This window comes from Saccharopolyspora mangrovi, from assembly GCF_035320975.1.
Classification (GTDB): Bacteria; Actinomycetota; Actinomycetes; order Mycobacteriales; family Pseudonocardiaceae; genus Saccharopolyspora; species Saccharopolyspora mangrovi.
The window spans coordinates 43,211-61,054 of record NZ_JAWLNX010000004.1; the positions used below are offsets into that span (position 1 = coordinate 43,211).

Here is a 17,844-nt window from a genome sequence, read left to right on the forward strand (position 1 = left end):
GGCCGGGACTCAGCCGGTCTTGGCCGCCTTGCGTTCCGCCCGCGCGACCGGCGAGCGGTCCGACAGCACGGCGGTGATCCGGTCCAGGTAGACCGCGAGGATCACCACCGCCAGCCCGGCCTCGAAACCCTGCCCGAGCTGCACCCGGGTGACGGCCTCGTAGATGTTGGTGCCCAGCCCGGGAGCGCCGACCATGCCGGCGATGACCACCATCGACAGCGACAGCATGATCACCTGGTTGATGCCGGCCATGATCGACGGCATCGCCAGCGGCAGCTGGATCCCGGTGAGGATCTGGCCGGTCCGGGCCCCGAAGGCCTCCCCGGCCTCGACCACCTCGGTGTCGACCTGCCGGATGCCGAGCTCGGTGAGCCGGACACCCGGCGGCAGCGAGAAGATCACCGTGGCGACGACACCGGGCACCACGCCGATGTTGAAGAACACGATCACCGGCACCAGGTACACGAACGCCGGCAGCGTCTGCATCAGGTCCAGCACCGGCCGCACCACGTGGCTGACCTTCTGGTTGCGCGCGGCCAGGATCCCGATCGGGATGCCGATCAGCACCGCCAGCACGCTGGAGACCAGCACCAGCCCGAGCGTCTCCATCGCCGGGTCGAACTCCTCGATGCTGGCGATCACCCCGAAGCCGATCAGGCTGAACAGGGCGAACCGCCAGCTGCGCAGCCACCACGCGAGCGCGGTGAACACCAGCACCATCACCAGGTCCGGCAGCCAGGTCAGCGCCGCGGTCAGGCCGGCGACCGCCCCGCTGACCACCAGCTCGATGAAGTCGAAGACCGGGCCGATGTTGTCGTTGAGCCACTCCACGACCGCCTGGAAGGCATCCCCGATGGGCACCCGGGGGAGCTGGGTGAGCAGGACTGGATCAAGCATCGGAGGTCTCCTCGGTCTCGGCCCGGTGGCTCAGCGCCGCGAACACCGCGCGCGGCGTGACCGCCCCCAGGACCTGCTGCCGCTCGTCGACCACCGGCAGCGCCTCGGCCCGCACGCTCATCAGCGCGAACAGGTCCTTCAACGGCGTCGAGGCGGGGACCGGGGCCGCGCCGTCGGCGGGCGCGGCGCTCGGGTCGGCGATGGTGGCCGCGGTGAGCACCCGGCTGCGGTCGACGTCCTGGACGAACCGGGCCACGTAGTCGTCGGCGGGTTCGCGCAGGATCTGCTCGGAGTCACCGATCTGCACGATCCGGCCCGCCCGCATCACCGCGATCCGGTCGCCGAGCCGCATCGCCTCGTTGAGGTCGTGGGTGATGAAGATGATCGTCTTGGCCAGCTGGGCGTTGAGGTCCAGCAGCTGGTCCTGCATCTCGCGCTTGATCAGCGGGTCCAGCGCGCTGAACGCCTCATCCATGAGCAGCACGTCGGTGTGCGTGGCCAAGGCGCGGGCGAGTCCGACGCGCTGGCGCATGCCGCCGGAGAGCTGCGCCGGGTAGCGCTGCTCCCAGCCGTCCAGCCCCACCATGCTCAGCGCCTCCCGGGCCCGCTCGGCGATCTCGCCCTCGCTCGCTCCGCGGACCTTGAGCCCGTACCCGGCGTTGTCGAGCACCGTGCGGTGCGGGAACAGCGCGAAGTGCTGGAAGACCATGCTCATCTTCTGCTGGCGCACGGCGCGCAGATCGCGCGGGGACATCGCGGTGATGTCGGTGTCGTCGACGAACACCTGCCCGGAGGTGGGCGTGAGCAGCCCGTTGAGCATCCGGATCAGCGTGGACTTGCCGGAGCCGGACAGGCCCATCACCACGAACGTCTCGCCCTCGGCGACGGTGAACGACGCGTCCACGACGGCGGCGGTCGCCCCCTCGGCCGCGAGGTCCGCCGGATCGGCGCCCTGCTCCAGGCGCCGGACCTTCTCGGCCGGTTGCGGCCCGAAAATCTTGTACAGCCGTTCCACGCGTACCGAATTCACCGATCGCCTCCAGCGCTTTCCGGCTCGGCGATAATCGTCGATACCGCACGATTTTCGCGAATGTTGTTCTGGCGCTCTCCTGTTGCTGGTGTGTCCTGGTTGGCCTGGGATCCCGGCTCTTTCCCGTAGGGATGATGCCACCATTCCGGCGGGGTGCGGAGAGCTGTTACCAAAGGGATTTCAAGAATCGTTCCAGCGGATCCGACAATTCCGGAAACGGGGGAAGGAAACCGAACGCCGGTATTTTCCGCCAAGATCTGCGCACCGGGGCGTTCCAGCATGTGATACGGGCGATGGTCCACATGGCGGCACCGGGTCGACGCGGACGTTTAAGGTCGGATGCATGCAACCCTGGTCATCGGTCTCCGTCCCCAAGGTGGAAGGCACCCCACGTCCACTCCAGCTGTTCGACACCTCCGCCGGTGAGGTCAGGCCCACCGAACCCGGGCCCGAGGCGAAGATGTACGTCTGCGGCATCACCCCGTACGACGCGACCCACCTCGGCCACGCCGCGACCTACCTGGCGTTCGACCTGATCCACCGGGTCTGGCTGGACAACGGTCACCAGGTCCACTACGTGCAGAACGTCACCGACATCGACGACCCGCTGCTGGAGCGGGCCGAGCGGGACAACGAGGACTGGGTGGTCCTCGCGATGCGCGAGACGGCGCTGTTCCGCGAGGACATGGAGGCGCTGCGGGTGCTGCCGCCCGCCGACTTCATCGGCGCGGTGGAGTCCATCCCGGAGATCGTCGAGGCCGTCGGCAAGCTGCTGGCCTCCGGTGCCGCCTACCGGGCCGACGACCCCGAGTACCCCGACGTCTACTTCAGGCACCAGGCCACCGGGCGGTTCGGCTCCGAGTCGAACTACGACGAGGCCACCATGAACACCTTCTTCGCCGAGCGCGGGGGAGACCCGGACCGCGCCGGCAAGGAGCACCCGCTGGACGCGCTGCTGTGGCGGATGGCCCGGCCGGGCGAGCCGTCCTGGGAGTCCGAGCTCGGCGCCGGGCGCCCCGGCTGGCACCTGGAGTGCTCGGTGATCGCGCTGAACCGCCTCGGGCTCGGCTTCGACGTGCAGGGCGGCGGCTCGGACCTGATCTTCCCGCACCACGAGTTCAGCGCCGCGCACGCCGAGGCGCTCTCCGGCGACTTCCCGTTCGCCAAGCACTACGTGCACTCCGGCATGATTGGGCTCGACGGCGAGAAGATGTCCAAGTCGCGCGGGAACCTGGTGTTCGTCTCGCGGCTGCGCGGCGACCGGGTGGATCCGATGGCGATCCGGTTGGCGCTGCTCGACGGGTACTACCGCGAGGACCGGTCCTGGACCGCCGACGCGCTCACCGCCGGCGCCGCCCGGCTCGCGCGCTGGCGGGAGGCGGTGGCGCTGACCTCCGGCCCCTCGGCGGCGGAGGCGATCGCGGGGTTGCGCGAGGCGCTGTCGAACGACCTGGACGCTCCGCGCGCGCTGCGCGCGATCGACGCGTGGGTGGAGTCGGCGCTGATCTCCGGCGGCGACGACGCCGGCGCGCCGGGCGCGATCCGCACGGCGGTGGACGCGCTGCTGGGCGTCGAGCTCTGACGCGCTGACGCCGACGACGAGGGGTGGCCGGGATGCCCGGTCACCCCTTCTTCATGCCCGCCTTCCCCGGCGGCAACTGCAGGTGACCAGCGGAGGAACGTCACGCTCCGCTTGATCAAAACGAGTTCCGCACCGCGTGGACACGCCCGAACGGGTCTGATTTGATCATCGCATCATCACTGGGGGCGACGACGTTCCTCCGGAACGTCACCACGGTTCCTCATGTCCGAATGCGGGGGCACTCGAAAGGTGGTCGGGGAGAGATGCGGAAGGTCCTGATCGTCGGGGCCGGGCAGTCGGGGCTGCAGCTGGCGCTCACGCTGCAGGCCGAGCAGTACGACGTCACGTTGGTCTCGGCGCAGACGCCCGAGCAGATCCGCAGCGGCCGCGTCCTGTCGACGCAGTCCATGTACTACGAAACGCTGGAGATCGAGAGACGGCACGGGCTCGGCCTGTGGGACGACACCGCGCCCAGGCTCACCGGCCTGCGCGTGTCGGTGGCCAGCCCGGAGGGCGAGCGGGTCGTCGACTGGATGGCGCCGCTGAAGGACTACGCGCTGTCGATCGACCAGCGGGTGAAGATGCCCGCGTGGCTGGAGCTGTTCACCGAACGCGGTGGCAAGGTCGACTACCGCGCGCTCACGGTGTCCGAACTGGACGAGCTGGCCGGTGACCACGACCTCGTGGTCGTCGCCGCGGGAAAGGGCGAGCTCGGGTCGCTGTTCGAGCGCGACGCGCAGCGCTCGCCCTACACCGAGCCGCAGCGCGCGCTTTCGGTGGCCTACGTGCGCGGCACCAAGCCCGCCACCGACCTCGACGATTCGGCCGCGGCGCGCTTCAACGCGCTCGCCGGCATCGGCGAGGTCATCAGCTACCCCGGCCGCACGCTGGACGGCGATTGCGAGATCGTGCTGGTGGAAGGCGTTCCCGGCGGTCCGTTCGACGCCTTCGGCGACCGGCCCGAGCCGCAGCAGCAGTGGGAGCGGATGCTCGGCCTGCTGCGCGAGCACTGCCCGTGGGAGCACGAGCGCTTCGCCGACGCCGAGCTCACCGACGACGGTGCCACGCTCGCGGGCGCGGTCACGCCGACGGTCAGCAAGCCGATCGGGCAGCTGCCCTCCGGCCGGCTCGTGCTCGGCATGGGCGACAGCGTGGTGCTCAACGACCCGGTCACCGGGCAGGGCTCCAACGCCGCCTGCCAGAGCGCGCAGGTCTACCTGGAGAGCATCCTCGAACGCGGCGGCGGCGAGTTCGACTGGGACTGGATGCAGCGCACCTTCGACCGCTACTGGGACTTCGCCCAGCACGTCACCTCGTGGGCCAACGCGGCGCTGCAGCCGCCGCCCCCGCACGTGCTCACCATCTTCGGCGCGGCCACGCAACTCCCGGCGGTCGGCGAGCGCTTCGCCGACGGCTTCGCCCACCCCGACGACATGACCTCCTGGTTCCTCGACCCCGGGGCGGCGGAAGCCTTCATCGCCGAGTGCAGCGCGGCCTGAAGCACCGCAGTGGGGCGCCGCCCCCGGGGCGGGCCCCCGCGGGCCGGCGCGGGAGGACCCCCCGCCCGGGGGGCCCGGCCCCCCGCCGCCCCCCGGGCGCAGGTCTGCGGGATCACCCCGGGCCGGGGCCCAGGGGGCCCTTTCCCCCTGGGCCCCGGCGGCGGAGGTAGCGCTCGAACTCGGCTGCGATGGCGTCGCCGCTGGCTTCGGTCAGCCGGACCTCCGCGTCGCCGCGTTCTTCGAGGGCTCGGACGTAGTTGCGCACGTCCTCGTCCTCCTCGGCCATCTCGCTGACCGTTTCCTCCCACTCCTCGGCCTGGTCGGGCAGGTTGCCCAGCGGCACCTCGACGTCCAGGGCCTCCTCGACGCGGTGCAGCAGCGCCAGCGTGGCCTTCGGCGACGGCGGCTGCGAGACGTAGTGCGGCACCGCGGCCCAGAACGAGATCGCCGGGATTCCGGCCTGCACGCACGCGTCCTGGAAGATCCCCACGATGCCCGTGGGGCCCTCGTAGCGGGTGCGCTCCAGGCCGAAGGTCTCCGCCGAGTCGGCGTCGTAGGCCGTGCCGCTGACCGGCACCGGACGCGTGTGCGGAGCATCCGCCAGCAGCGCCCCCAGCGTCACCACGGTGCGCGCCCCCAGCTTCTCGAGCCGGTCGACCAGCTCAGCGGAGAAGGCCCGCCACCGCATGTTCGGCTCGATGCCGTGCACCAGGACCACGTCGTGCTCGGTCCCCGGTGGGCGGCACACCGTCAGCCGCGTGGTCGGCCACGAGACCTGGCGGGTGATGCCGTCGACCAGCTTGACCGTCGGACGGGTGACCTGGAAGTCGTAGTACGGGTCCGGGTCGATCTCGCTGAGGGATTCGGCGTCCCAGATGAGCTGCAGGTGTTCGATCGCGGAGCTCGCTGCGTCCCCGGCGTCATTCCATCCTTCGAACGCGCAGACCACGATCGGGTCCGTCAACCGCGGCAGGTCGGCGTTCGGTTCGGGCGTCTGTTCGCGATCGGTCACCGCGTAAGCCTATCGCTTGGCGGTGACCGCGTCGCTCGCCTGACACCGGGTCGGTTTGACGGGTCCGTTTCGCGGTCCGAGGCTGGGCTGACCACGCAGTTCGGGGCAGGTGCCTGTGGAGCAGAACCGGTCGGAGTCGAGCGGGGGGACTGGAATCTCCCCGCGATCTCGATTGCGGTTGTCCATTGGTCGGCATCCCGGTGACCTGGGAAAACTCGGTCTGGTCGCTGGGCTGCTGGTGCTGAGCGCGCTGCTGGTGCTGGTTCCGGCGAACCCGGTCGAGGTAGCTGTTCACCAACAGCTGATCACGCTCCCGCGCGTGGCGGACCCCTTCTGGGTGGTGTTGACGTGGATCGGCTCGTGGGCGGGCATCGCGGGCGTGGTCGTCGTGACCTCCTACCTGGGGTGGATCCGGGTCGCGCTGCTGTGCGGCGGTTCGGGGGCGCTGACCTGGCTCGTCGCGCTGCTCATGCACCAGCTGCTGGGCAGGCCCGGTGGTCATCCCTTCCCGTCGGACGAGGTGGCGGTGGTGACGGTGCTGGCCGTCGTCGCCGCGCCGTACTTCGGGCGCGTCGCGCGCTACCTGGGTTGGGCGCTGGTGCTGTTGACCGGCGTGGCCGTGGTGCACCTCGACCTGCACCTGCCGCTGGGCGCCGTCGGCGGCGCGCTGCTCGGGTGGGGCGTCGGCCTGCTGTGCCACCTGGTGTGGGGCGCGCCGGGGCGGAAGGTCTCGCAGCTGGTCGTCTTCGACGAGCTGGAGCAGGCCGGGCTCGCACCGATCTCGATCACCGCGCTGCGGCACCGGCTGCTGCAGCCGCGCGAGTTCGCCGTGGAGACGGTGGACGGGCCACCGCTGCGGGTCAAGGTCGTGCGCAGGCTCAGCCGCCGCGCGGGCGGCTGGTACAAGCTCAAGCGCCTGATGATGCTGCTCGACGTGCAGGACGAGCCGAGCCTGTCCACCCCGCACCACGAGGTCGAGCACGAGGCCTACGCCGCGCTGCTCGCCGCCCGGGCGGGCGTGCGGACCCCCGAGGTGGTGCTGGCCTGCGACGTCTCCTACGCGCCCGCGCTGCTGGTGATGCGCCAGGTGCCCGGCAGGCGGCTCACCGAACTCGCCCCCGAGGAGATCGACGACGCGCTGCTGGCCGGGGTGTGGGAGCAGGTGGCGCTGCTGGCCGAGTCCCGCATCGCCCACCACGACCTGCGCGCGAAGAACATCCTGGTCGACGAGCGCGGGCGCCCGTGGCTGCTGTCGTTCACCTTCAGCCACCCCGGTGCCGACGACGCCCGCCGCGCCCAGGACCTCGCCGAAGCGCTGGTGTCGGTGGCCTCGCTCGTCGGCGTCGAACGGGCCGTGACCAGCGCGATCGACGCGCTGCCCGTCGAGTCGCTGGCCGGTGCGCTCAACAGCTTGGTGCCGCTGGCGCTGCCCCGCCGCATCCGCGCGCAGGCCCAGCGCGGCCGGTACTTCCTGGCCGAGCTGCGGGAAACCCTCGCCGACCGGCTCGGCCTGCCCATCCCGGGTTTCCGCTCGCCCGTGCGGCCGACCACCGTGCTCGGCCTGCTGCTCATCGGGGCCGCCGTCTACCTGCTGATCCCGGAGCTGTCCAACACGCGCGACCTGATCGGGGCGCTGCGCCACGCCCACTGGGGCTGGCTGGCGGTGGCGGTGGCCACCGGCTTCGCCGCCGTGGTGCTGTCGTCGATCTCGGTGCAGGGATCCAGCCGGATCCCGCTGCCGTTCTGGCCGACCCTGCAGGTCCAGATCGCCGCCGCGTTCACCGGCCGGACCACGCCCGGCGGTGCCGGGTTCTTCGGCATCAACGTCGTCTACCTCGAACGGCTCGGGCTGCGCCGGCCGCTGGCGGTGGGGGTGACGCTGCTCAACCAGGCCGGCACCGGTGCGGTGGCGGTCGTGGTGGCCGTGATCGGCGTGTTCGCGGTCGGGCTGTCGGGCACCTTCACCAACCTGTCGCTGCCCGGCTGGCAGCTGGTCGTCGCCTCGGCAGCGGTGCTGCTGGTGGCGGTGCTGGTGCTGCTCTCGCCGCCCGGGCGGCGACGGCTGCTGCCGTCGGTGCTGGAGGTCAGCCGGGAACTGCTCGACACCCTGCGGCACCCGGTGCGGGCGCTGCAGCTGTTCGGCGGGGGGCTGGGCTACCTGGTGGTCTCCGGGCTCGGGCTGGCCGCCTCGCTGGCCGCGCTGCACCCGCACTTCTCGTGGACCGCGGTGACCATCGTGTTCGTCATCGGCAACACCCTCGGTCACCTCGTGCCCTCGCCCGGCGGCCTCGGCGCGGTCGAAGCCGTCCTGCTCGCGGGCCTCGGGGCGATGGGCATCCCACCCACCGCCGCTGTGGCCGCGGTGCTGCTGTCGCGCCTGCTCACCTACTGGCTCCCGGTGCTGCCCGGCATCCTCATGTTCCGCTACCTGCAACACCGCAATGTGATCTAGCGAGGCTTCGGACACGTTGGCTGGGAATCGGTACAGAAGGAGTGTGTACTGGCAGGTGGTCCTTTCTTCCTCTTTGAACGGAGTGTTCCGCGTGGCTCAGCCCGCCGCCGTGCTGTTCGACATGGACGGCACGCTCGTCGATTCCGAGAAGCTCTGGACCATCGCGCTCGACGACTACGCAGCGCATCGGGGCGGCAGCCTCTCGCAGGAGACGCGCGAGGACATGGTCGGCTCCAACATGACCCGCAGCATGCGCCTGCTGCTCCTCGACCTCGGCCTGCCCGACGGGAACTCCGAGATCGCCGCCGCGGCCAGCTGGGTCGCGCGCCGGATGACCGAGCTGTTCGGCGAAGGACTGCCCTGGCGCCCGGGCGCGCAGGAAGCCCTGCGCAGCGCCAAGGAGCTGGGTCTGCGGACCGCGCTGGTGACCTCCACGATCCGGCCGCTGACCGACATGGCGCTGGACACGCTGGGCCACGACTCCTTCGACGTCACCGTGTGCGGCGACGAGGTCGACGGCAAGAACAAGCCCGAACCCGAGCCCTACCTCAAGGCGGCCCGGCTGCTCGGCGTCGACCCCGCCGACTGCGTGGCCATCGAGGACTCGCCCACCGGCGTCGCCTCCGCCGAGACCGCGGGCTGCGCGGTGCTGGCGATCCCGTGCGAGGTGCCGCTGGAGCCCGGCCCCCGTCGCACGCTGCGCGACTCGCTGGTCGAGGTCGACTTCGCCGCGCTCGGCGAGCTGTTCACCCCGGCGGCGTGAGCCCGATCCCGATCGTGCTGGCCGGCTGCGGGCCGGTCGGCCGCGCCTACGCCGAGCTGGTCGCCGAACGGGGCCTCCGGCACGGCCTGGACCTGCGGGTTGTGGCCGTCCGCGGCCGGGACCGGCAGCGCGAGGCGGGGGAGTGGGGTCCGCTCACCGACCTGCCCGAGCTGCTGGAACGCACCGGTGCGCGGGTGTTCGCCCAAGCCGTGCCCTCCGACGGCGACGGCCGCGCGGCGCGGGAAGCGCTGCAGGCGCTGAGCTCGGGCGCGCACGTGGTCACCGCGACCAAGTCGCACCTGCTCACGCACTGGGACGAGCTGGAAGCCGCGGCCGGGACGGCCGGTCGGTCGGTGCGGATCTCCGGCGCCACGGGTGCCGCGATGCCCGCGGGTGACCTGGCCCGATCGGTGCTGCGCGGCTTCGACGTCGAGGAGATCGCCGGGTGCGTGAACGGCACCGCGACCTTCGTCCTCGACCGCCTCGCCGACGGCGCGGACCTGGCCGGGGCGGTCGCCGAAGCGCAACGGGCCGGCATCGCCGAGGCCGACCCGGGCAACGACCTCTCCGGCGGTGACGCGGCGACCAAGTTCCGGCTGCTCAGCGCCCTGCTGTGGGGCTGGAACCCGGCGGAGACCCGGGCCGAGACCGAACCCATCACCGGGCTGCCGGACGTTCCCGCAGGCCATCGGCTGCGCCAGGTCGCGCGTGCGGCTCGCGACGAGCCCGGCGTGGTGCGGGTGGCGTTGACGGCCGAACCGGAGACCTCTGCGCTGGGCGGGCTGCGCGGCCCGGAGAAGGCGGTCCGCTACGACTGCGGTGAAGCCGGGCAGGTCACGGTTTCGGGAGGGCGCTCCAGCCCTCGCGGCGCAGCGCTTGCGATGATCAAGGACACGCTCGGCGCGGTGCTGGAAGCCACCACCGGCTTCCGCTGATCGGCCGTGATCGAGCCCGCAAACGGGCGGGTCCGGTGTGAACCCGTCCAGGACGGATGCAAGGATCGAGAACTGTGAAGACCTTCGACGAGTTGTTCGCCGAGCTGCAGGAACGTGCCCGGACCCGCCCAGAGGGTTCCTCGACGGTGGCCGCGCTCGACGCCGGTGTGCACGCCCAGGGCAAGAAGGTCCTGGAGGAGGCCGGTGAGGTCTGGCTGGCCGCCGAGCACGAGTCCGACGAGGAACTCGCCGAGGAGATCTCGCAGCTGCTCTACCGGCTGCAGGTCGTCATGCTGGGGCGCGGACTGTCCCTAGAGGACGTCTACCGCTACCTGTAGATCACCACTCAACCACGAGGAGAACAGGTTCCATGCTGCGCGTCGCCGTGCCCAACAAGGGCACTCTGGCTGGTCCCGCGTCGGAGATGCTCGCCGAGGCCGGGTACCGGCAGCGCCATGAGCAGCGGGACCTGACCGTGATCGACAACGCCAACGAGGTCGAGTTCTTCTTCCTCCGGCCCAAGGACATCGCGATCTACGTCGGCTCCGGTGAGCTCGACCTCGGCCTGACCGGCCGCGACCTGGCGCTGGACTCCGGCGCCCCGGTCGACGAGCGGCTGGCGCTGGGCTTCGGCGGCTCCACCTTCCGCTACGCCGCGCCCGCCGGGGCCGGTGAGTGGACCGTGGCCGACCTGCAGGGCAAGCGGATCGCCACCTCCTACCCCCGGCTGGTCTCCGACGACCTGGCCCGCTACGGCGTGACCGCCGAGGTCATCCGGCTCGACGGGGCGGTGGAGATCTCCATCCAGCTCGGCGTCGCCGACGCGATCGCCGACGTCGTGGGTTCCGGCCGCACGCTGCGCCAGCACGGGCTGGTGGCCTTCGGCGACCCGATCTGCAAGTCCGAGGCCGTGGTCATCGAGCGCCGGGACTCCGACCAGGAGCAGGCCAAGAGCCAGCTGATCGCGCGGCTGCAGGGCGTCGTGTTCGCCCAGCAGTACGTGATGCTGGACTACAACTGCCCCAAGGAACTGCTCGACGACGCCACCAAGATGACGCCGGGCCTGGAGTCGCCGACGATGTCGCCGCTGGCCGACGAGCGGTGGGTGGCCGTGCGCGCGATGGTCTCCCGCAAGGCCGCCCCGGCGATCATGGACAGCCTCGCGGCCGTGGGGGCCAAGGCGATCCTGTCCTCGGACATCCGCGCCTGCCGCCTCTGAGGAGTTCTGGGAGGACCGTCCGGGCGGAACGGACGTTGAGCATGGGCGGTTTCCACCAGAACTGATCTCGGCTGCTCCATTCGGGCGGAACCGCTGTCCCGTTCGTGCTCATCTCGCCCTCGGCGGAGGAGGCTGGGCGAGGTGGGCACGAGTGGGACCGGCGGCCCCCGGCTGTCGTACCCGGGGCGTATTTTCGGGTGCGACGATCTTGGACGGCGCCGATGGGGGTGGCAGCAATGGCAGTTGTGGTTCCGGGGAAAACACCGCCGCAGTGGCAGCTCTACGCAGGCATGCCCTGCTGGATCGAGCTGATCACCACGGACCTCGACAAGGCCCGCGAGTTCTACGCGAACCTCTTCGACTGGGAGTACGAGACGCATTCCGACCCGGTCTCCGGGGAGCACGTCATCGCGCTCCGCGAAGGGTTCCCGGTGGCCAGCCTGCGCGCGGCCTCCGGTGACCAGTCCACGTGGCGGCTGTACCTGGCCACCGACGACTGCGCGGAGAAGGTCGCCGAGGCCGAGGAGCACGGCGCGGTGCAGACCGTGCCGATCAACAGCGTTCCCAAGGTCGGCCGCAAGGCCGTGCTGATGGGCCCGTCGGACGCCGAGTTCGGGCTGCTCGAACCGGAGGAGGCCTGGGAGTTCGACGTCGGCCTGCCGGGCACGCTGATGTGGGCCGAGCTGGTGACCATCAAGGCGCAGACCGCCGACAACTTCTTCCAGGAGCTGTTCGGCTACACCGCCGAGCAGTTCGGCACCGAGCACCGCTCGGACTACTCGGTCTGGTACCTCGGGGAGGAGTCGGTCCTGGCGCGGGTCAGCATGATTCGCGACTTCATCACCGAGACGACCCACCCGCACTGGCTGCTGTACCTCGGCGTCGACGCCGAGATCGGCACCGACGAGCTGGTCCGCACCGCCATCGCCAACGGCGGCCGGGTCCGGGTCGACCCCTACGACTCCAGCATCGGCCGCATGGCCGTGCTGCGGGATCCCACCGGCGCCCGCTTCGCGGTCATCGACCAGACCCAAGCAGGCGAGTACGGCACGGCCGCCAACTTCGATCCTTATGAGGACTGATTGATCCGTGGTCGTGTTGCGTGGCGGTGCGGGTAGCGGAACCTGACACGCCTTCTGGCTCCGGGATCCGCGACTTGAGTATGTCGAATACGCGGCGCTGCGGCTGTCCTCCCCAGAAGACGTGTCAGAAACCGCGGCGGTGCCAGTTGCTCAGGTGGGGCGAAGAGGAAGCACCTCCGGTGCTTGCCTGACGCTCGTTCCGCAGTACGGCCAGGGAGCTTTCAGTCCGTGCGGTCCAGGATGGACTCTTCGTTGGTGGTGGGGTCTTCGGGCCAGCCCGGGTAGGGCGGCGGGGTGCCCCCGAAGGACGGGCACAGGGCCTTGTGGTCGCAGTAGTCGCAGAGCTTGCTGGGATTCGGCCGGAAGTCCCCGGTCTTGCCCGCGCGCAGGATCGCCTGCCAGATCGCTTCGAGGGTCCGCTCGAAGCGGCGCAGCTCGTCCTCGTCGGGGGAGTAGGCGAGCTTCTGCTTGTTCGCCAAGTACATCAGCAGCAGCTGGCGCGGGATCTCACCCCGCAACCGCCACAGCGCCAAGGCGTAGAACTTCATCTGGAACATCGCCTTGGCTTCGCCGATCTCGCCGGGCGCCCTGCCGGTCTTGTAGTCCACCAAGCGGATCTCACCGGTCGGCGCGACGTCGACCCGGTCGATGAACCCGCGCAGCAGCACCCCGGACGGCAGCTCGGTCTCCACCCGCAGCTCGCACGCCTCCGGCTGGAGCCGCTGCGGGTCCTCCATCTCGAAGTAGGCGTCGAGCAGGCCGCTCGCCGAGGACAGCCACTTCTCCAGCTCCGGGTCCTCCGGACCGTCGAAGAGCTCGCCCAGCTCCGGCTGCTCGGCGAGGATCTCCTCCCACGCCGGCGTCAGCAGCTCCCCGGCCTTGGACCGGTCGCGCTGCTCGGTCGGCAGCTCGTAGAGCCGCTCCAGCACCGAGTGCACGACGGTGCCCCGCACTTGCGCGCGCGTGGGCTTCTCCGGGATCCGGTCGACCGCGCGGAAGCGGTACAGCAGCGGGCACTGCTTGAAATCCCCAGCCCGTGACGGCGAGAGCGCTGGACGCCGACGGCTCGTCTCTTCCGGCTTGACCGGTTCCTGCGCGATCTCCGTCATGAGCACCGACCCTAACGAAGCCCACCGACAGCGATCACCCCACGTCAGGTGGCGAGCGGGTGAACCCGGTGCGCGCGGGCATCACAGCTCCCTCACCTCCGACGGACTACCCTTCGGCCATGTCGCCGACCGCTTCCTCGCCCGCCCCGCCCAAGCTCAACGACGGCGGGCTGCTGCTGTGCCGCGTGGCCGGGGTCCCGGTGCTGCTGTCCACCTCGTGGTGGCTCGGCGCCGCGCTCATCGTGCTGCTCTACACGCCGCTGGTCGGCCGCATCCTGCCGGGCGCCGGGATCTGGGAGAGCGCGGTGCTGGCGGCGGTGTTCACCGTGCTGCTGGCGATCTCGGTGCTGCTGCACGAACTCGGCCACTGCATCGTCGCCCTGCGGATGGGCCTGCCGGTGCGGCGGGTGCGGTTGTTCCTGCTGGGCGGGCTCTCCGAGATCTCCCGCACGCCCCCCAAGCCGGTGCAGGAGGGCCTGATCGCCGCGGCCGGCCCCGCGGTGTCGCTGGCGCTGGCCGGGGCGACGGGCCTGGCCTGGTACGCGATGACGCCCGGCGGGGCGATCTGGCTGCTGGTCGCTCAGACCTGCGTGGCCAACCTCGCCGTCGGCGTGTTCAACCTGCTCCCGGGCCTGCCGCTGGACGGCGGCCGGATGCTGCGGGCCCTGCTGTGGCGGATCACCGGGCGCCGCGTCGCGGGCACCACCGCCGGAGTGGTGGGCGCGGGCGCGGTCGCCGTCGCGCTGCTGGTCTACGCGCTGATCGGGCTGTTCACCGGCGCCGACGACCAGTGGCTGCGGCTGGGCGTGTGCGTGCTGATGGCCTGGTTCGTCGTCGCCGGGGCCAGCGCAGAGCACCAGGCCGAGCAGCGCCGCCAGTGGCCCAGCGGCCTGGAGCTCTCCGACCTGGTGCGACCGGTCCTGCAGCTGCCCGCCGAGAGCCCCGTCGGCGATGCGCTGCTGGCTGCCGCCGGGCGCGGCGTGGTGCTGGTGCGCGCCGACGGCATCGCGGTGGGCCTGCTCGACCAGACCGCCGCCGAGCGGTTGGCCACGCACGCGCCCCACGAGCCCGCCGAGCGCGCGGCCGAACCCGTCGACCCGGACACGATCCTGCTGGACAGCGAGTCGCCGGACGCCGTGCTGGAGCGCGTCCAGTCGGTCCTCGCCTGGCAGTTCCTGGTGATCGACGAGGAGGGCCGGCCCAGCGGAGTGCTCCGCCGCGAGGACCTCCGCTCGGCACTGCGCTCCCGCCGGGGGTGAAGGCCCCGCCATCTGCGACGATGGTTCGCCGTGCATCGAGCACGTCAGGCGAGCGTGGAGAAGGTAGGCAGCAGTTGAGCAGCACCGTCAGCGGTGAGTTCCAGCCCGGCGACCGGGTCCAGTTGACCGACCCCAAGGGGCGCAAGTACACGGTCGTGCTGGAGAAGGGGGGCGAGTACCACACGCACCGCGGCGCGCTCGCGCACGACGACCTGATCGGGCAGCCGGAGGGTTCGGTGGTGACCTCCGCCGGCGGCACCTCGTTCCTGGCGCTGCGCCCGCTGCTGGCCGACTACGTGCTGTCCATGCCGCGCGGCGCCCAGGTCATCTACCCCAAGGACGCCGCCCAGATCCTCATGTGGGGCGACATCCGGCCCGGCGCGAAGGTGCTGGAGGCCGGTGCCGGGTCCGGTGCGCTGAGCTGCTCGCTGCTGCGCGCGGTCGGCCCGGGGGGCAGCGTCACCTCCTACGAGGTGCGCGAGGACCACCACGAGCACGCCGAGCGCAACGTCAAGCGCTTCTTCGGCGAGATCCCGGAGAACTGGGACCTGCGGCTGGGCGACCTGCTGGAGTACGACGGCGAGCCCGTCGACCGCATCGTGCTGGACATGCTGGCCCCGTGGGACGTCCTGGACCTGGTCAAGGAGAAGCTCAACCCCGGCGGCGTGCTGATCGTCTACGTCGCCACCACGACCCAGCTGTCCCGGGTCACCGAGGCGATCCGCGAGCAGCAGAACTGGACCGAGCCGCAGGCGTGGGAGACGCTGCTGCGCCCCTGGCACGTGGTGGGCATGGCCGTCCGCCCCGAGCACCGCATGGTCGCCCACACGGCCTTCCTGCTCACCACCCGCCGCCTCGCCGACGGAGTCACCCCACCCCGAGTCCAACGCCGCCCCAGCAAGGGCTGACCGGCCCCGGAGGGTGAAACCGCAGTCGTCGACCGCCTGATCACTGCGGTATTCGGGTTCCTGATTACCGGAGTATTCCGTCTCCCGTCGTGAGAACGGCCCGCCCCGGACGTTGCGGAGCGGGCCGTTTGCGCTGTTCAGGGCGTTAGCAGATCTTCCACTCGCCGTTCTCGACGACCATCTTGAAGTCCTCGTCGAGCGGTGTCGGCGGCATCTGGCTGAGGTCCTGACCCATGATCTGACCGGTCATCCGCATCTCACCGGTGACCTTCGCGGTGGCGGTGTTGTCGCCGTTGTCGACGACCTCACCGAGGGTCATCTGGAAGGTCATCCCGTCGATGAACTTCTGGACGTCGGCGTCGGTGAGCCCGTACTTCTTGAGCTCGGCGACGTCGCCTCCCTTGCCCTCCATCGTGTCGACGACCTCCTGCAGGCCGGCCCGCTCCTTCTTGCAGCTGACCGACTGCAGCGCCGGGAAGTCCTTCGCGTTGATGCTGTCCACCGCGTCCTGCGCCACGGGCTTGGGATCGCCGGGGCCGCCGGTGAAGACGACGACCAGCGCGATGATCACGGCGATGACGACCACGCCGCCGACGCCGCCGAGGATCCACGGCAGCGGGGACTTCTTCTTCGGCGGCTGTCCGTAGCCGCCGTAGGGGTTCGGGTGCGCCTGCTGCGGGTAGCCCGCCTGCGGCTGCTGCGGGTAGCCGGGCTGCTGGAACGGCTGTCCGCCGGTCTGCGGGTACTGGCCGCCGGGCTGCTGCGGGTACGGCTGACCGCCGCTGGGCGGGTACTGGCCGCCGGGTTGCTGCCCCCATCCGCCCTGGCCGGGCGGCTGCTGCGGTGGGTACGTCACTGGTGTGTCCCCCTGGATCTCTTCTGTTGTGCCCCTTGAACGCGACCCGGCTACTGGCCGAGGTCGCAGACCTTCCACTCGCCGTCCTCGACGACCAGGCCCATCGTCTGGTCCACCGGCTGTGACGCTCCGTCGGCCTCGTAGGTTCCGGTCAGCTTCGCCGAGGCCTTGTCGCCGTTGCGGGTCACCTCGCCGAGCCGGACGTCGAACTTCCACTGGCTGAGCTGGCCCATCGCGGTGTCCAGCTGGTTCTTGTTGGACTGGCAGAACAGCGCTCCGACGGTGCCGAAGTCGCCCGCGTTGACCTTGGCCACGACTTCCTGGGCCACCGGGTGCGGTTCGCCCGGGCCGCTGCCGAACCAGAAGTAGCCGCCGACACCGGCTCCGGCCAGCACGAGCACGGCCGCGACGATCCCGAGGACCAGCGGCAGCTTCGACTTCTGCGGGGCCGGCGGTTCGACGTCGCCGAAGCCTTCGGGCTCCTTGAGCCACGAGCCGGGCCCGAACTCGCTGCCCCACTGCGGCGGCAGTGGCTGACCGGCCTGCGGCGGCTGCATCGGCTGCGGCTGACCGGGGTGCATCTGACCGGGTTGTCCCTGCTCCTGGCCCTGCTGGCCCCATCCGGTGTGCTGGTTGCCGTACCAGTTGGGCTGCTGCTGCGGGGTGCCCGATGGCTGAGGTGGGAATCCGTTCCCCGTGGGTTGCTGCCCCCACCCGCCCTGTCCAGGCTGCTGCGGCGGATAGGTCATGGACTCCTCCCAGGAGTGTTCTTGCGGCTGTCGACGCCGGGTTGTGCGCTAGCGGCGGTAAGTAGACCAGAGTCGTTCGTCCCGTGAGTGCGGAGTAGCCGGATTACAACCTCCGTCGAATCCCGCCCGGGCGGGCCCGGAATGTCCGGGCTCCCCAAGTTGTTCCAAATGATGGGAGAAGTGACGAGCCGCAGGAGCCAAATGCCACCCGGATGCCGGAGTCGTTAACCCGATTGATCGCAGAGCGCGCACGAACCCTGTGGCGCAACGGAAAAACCCGTGGTCGGAGCCATTCCGCGGGGGAGTCGGGAGGTTGTCCGGGAGTATCGAACGGACCATGATCGACAACCCACCGTATCCGTCCCGACCAGCCACGATGCAACGCGCCGGGAACAAACGTCTTTAGACCGTGTGTATTCGGGGAATTCTGTGGCACGCTGGGCGATCCGGCGGAACCTCACGACGCCGCCGTCGTCGGTGATCGCCGGTACC

General features: G+C 70.8%; 17 protein-coding genes. 10 read left to right on the plus strand and 7 right to left on the minus strand.

Annotated features, from left to right (window positions below; genetic code table 11):
• Positions 1–9: 9 nt before the first annotated feature.
• From R4I43_RS06915 to R4I43_RS06925, 3 genes are read right to left on the minus strand one after another with little or no spacing between them, the layout of a single operon-like run.
• Complete coding sequence (locus tag R4I43_RS06915; RefSeq protein ID WP_324264693.1) at positions 10–897, minus strand: ABC transporter permease; 888 nt, start codon at positions 895–897, stop codon at positions 10–12.
• Positions 890–1,927 (minus strand): quaternary amine ABC transporter ATP-binding protein, encoded by a 1,038-nt coding sequence (locus R4I43_RS06920; RefSeq protein ID WP_324264694.1) that lies wholly within the window; start codon positions 1,925–1,927, stop codon positions 890–892. Before R4I43_RS06920 ends, R4I43_RS06915 begins: the two co-directional genes overlap by 8 nt.
• On the minus strand, positions 1,924–2,208 hold the full coding sequence (locus tag R4I43_RS06925; protein WP_324264695.1) for a hypothetical protein: 285 nt from the start codon (positions 2,206–2,208) through the stop codon (positions 1,924–1,926). Before R4I43_RS06925 ends, R4I43_RS06920 begins: the two co-directional genes overlap by 4 nt.
• 62 nt (positions 2,209–2,270) lie before the next feature.
• On the opposite strand from R4I43_RS06925, the gene mshC reads away from it, so the two are divergent.
• Together mshC and R4I43_RS06935 are read left to right on the plus strand one after the other, a co-directional pair.
• Positions 2,271–3,509 carry a cysteine--1-D-myo-inosityl 2-amino-2-deoxy-alpha-D-glucopyranoside ligase gene (gene mshC, locus R4I43_RS06930; protein WP_324264696.1) on the plus strand — a complete coding sequence of 413 codons (1,239 nt, stop codon included), beginning with the start codon at positions 2,271–2,273 and terminating at the stop codon, positions 3,507–3,509.
• Between the two features lie 263 nt (positions 3,510–3,772).
• Positions 3,773–5,008 (plus strand): styrene monooxygenase/indole monooxygenase family protein, encoded by a 1,236-nt coding sequence (locus R4I43_RS06935; protein WP_324264697.1) that lies wholly within the window; start codon positions 3,773–3,775, stop codon positions 5,006–5,008.
• A 112-nt stretch (positions 5,009–5,120) separates the two neighbouring features.
• On the opposite strand, the gene R4I43_RS06940 is transcribed toward R4I43_RS06935, so the two are convergent.
• Complete coding sequence (locus R4I43_RS06940; protein ID WP_324264698.1) at positions 5,121–6,020, minus strand: PAC2 family protein; 900 nt, start codon at positions 6,018–6,020, stop codon at positions 5,121–5,123.
• A gap of 178 nt (positions 6,021–6,198) precedes the next feature.
• On the opposite strand from R4I43_RS06940, the gene R4I43_RS06945 reads away from it, so the two are divergent.
• The 6 genes from R4I43_RS06945 to R4I43_RS06970 all read left to right on the plus strand — a co-directional run bounded on the left by R4I43_RS06945 (position 6,199) and on the right by R4I43_RS06970 (position 12,471).
• Positions 6,199–8,472, plus strand: a complete 2,274-nt coding sequence (locus tag R4I43_RS06945) for a lysylphosphatidylglycerol synthase transmembrane domain-containing protein (protein ID WP_324264699.1) — start codon at positions 6,199–6,201, stop codon at positions 8,470–8,472.
• Between the two features lie 91 nt (positions 8,473–8,563).
• The gene (locus R4I43_RS06950; protein WP_324264700.1) at positions 8,564–9,235 is read left to right on the plus strand and encodes an HAD family hydrolase; all 672 of its coding nucleotides are present in this window, start codon (positions 8,564–8,566) and stop codon (positions 9,233–9,235) included.
• The gene (locus tag R4I43_RS06955) at positions 9,232–10,170 is read left to right on the plus strand and encodes a homoserine dehydrogenase (protein WP_324264701.1); all 939 of its coding nucleotides are present in this window, start codon (positions 9,232–9,234) and stop codon (positions 10,168–10,170) included. Before R4I43_RS06950 ends, R4I43_RS06955 begins: the two co-directional genes overlap by 4 nt.
• Before the next feature lie 74 nt (positions 10,171–10,244).
• Positions 10,245–10,508 (plus strand): phosphoribosyl-ATP diphosphatase, encoded by a 264-nt coding sequence (locus R4I43_RS06960; protein ID WP_324264702.1) that lies wholly within the window; start codon positions 10,245–10,247, stop codon positions 10,506–10,508.
• Positions 10,509–10,540: 32 nt separating this feature from the next.
• The gene (hisG, locus tag R4I43_RS06965) at positions 10,541–11,389 is read left to right on the plus strand and encodes an ATP phosphoribosyltransferase (RefSeq protein WP_324264703.1); all 849 of its coding nucleotides are present in this window, start codon (positions 10,541–10,543) and stop codon (positions 11,387–11,389) included.
• A 236-nt stretch (positions 11,390–11,625) separates the two neighbouring features.
• Positions 11,626–12,471 (plus strand): VOC family protein, encoded by an 846-nt coding sequence (locus R4I43_RS06970; protein WP_324264704.1) that lies wholly within the window; start codon positions 11,626–11,628, stop codon positions 12,469–12,471.
• Positions 12,472–12,692: 221 nt separating this feature from the next.
• Here R4I43_RS06970 and R4I43_RS06975 read toward each other — a convergent pair whose 3' ends face one another.
• Positions 12,693–13,580, minus strand: coding sequence for a RecB family exonuclease (locus tag R4I43_RS06975; protein WP_324264705.1), 888 nt, complete (start codon positions 13,578–13,580; stop codon positions 12,693–12,695).
• A 119-nt stretch (positions 13,581–13,699) separates the two neighbouring features.
• On the opposite strand from R4I43_RS06975, the gene R4I43_RS06980 reads away from it, so the two are divergent.
• Both R4I43_RS06980 and R4I43_RS06985 read left to right on the plus strand, forming a co-directional pair.
• Entirely contained in the window at positions 13,700–14,839 is a 1,140-nt protein-coding gene (locus tag R4I43_RS06980) for a site-2 protease family protein (RefSeq protein ID WP_324264706.1), read from the plus strand.
• 20 nt (positions 14,840–14,859) lie between these two features.
• Positions 14,860–15,747 carry a tRNA (adenine-N1)-methyltransferase gene (locus tag R4I43_RS06985; protein ID WP_324264707.1) on the plus strand — a complete coding sequence of 296 codons (888 nt, stop codon included), beginning with the start codon at positions 14,860–14,862 and terminating at the stop codon, positions 15,745–15,747.
• 145 nt (positions 15,748–15,892) lie between these two features.
• Here R4I43_RS06985 and R4I43_RS06990 read toward each other — a convergent pair whose 3' ends face one another.
• Both R4I43_RS06990 and R4I43_RS06995 read right to left on the minus strand, forming a co-directional pair.
• Complete coding sequence (locus R4I43_RS06990; protein WP_324264708.1) at positions 15,893–16,603, minus strand: Rv0361 family membrane protein; 711 nt, start codon at positions 16,601–16,603, stop codon at positions 15,893–15,895.
• 50 nt (positions 16,604–16,653) lie between these two features.
• Positions 16,654–17,352: an Rv0361 family membrane protein gene (locus R4I43_RS06995; protein ID WP_324264709.1), complete on the minus strand. Its 699-nt coding sequence runs from the start codon at positions 17,350–17,352 to the stop codon at positions 16,654–16,656.
• Positions 17,353–17,844: the final 492 nt, after the last annotated feature.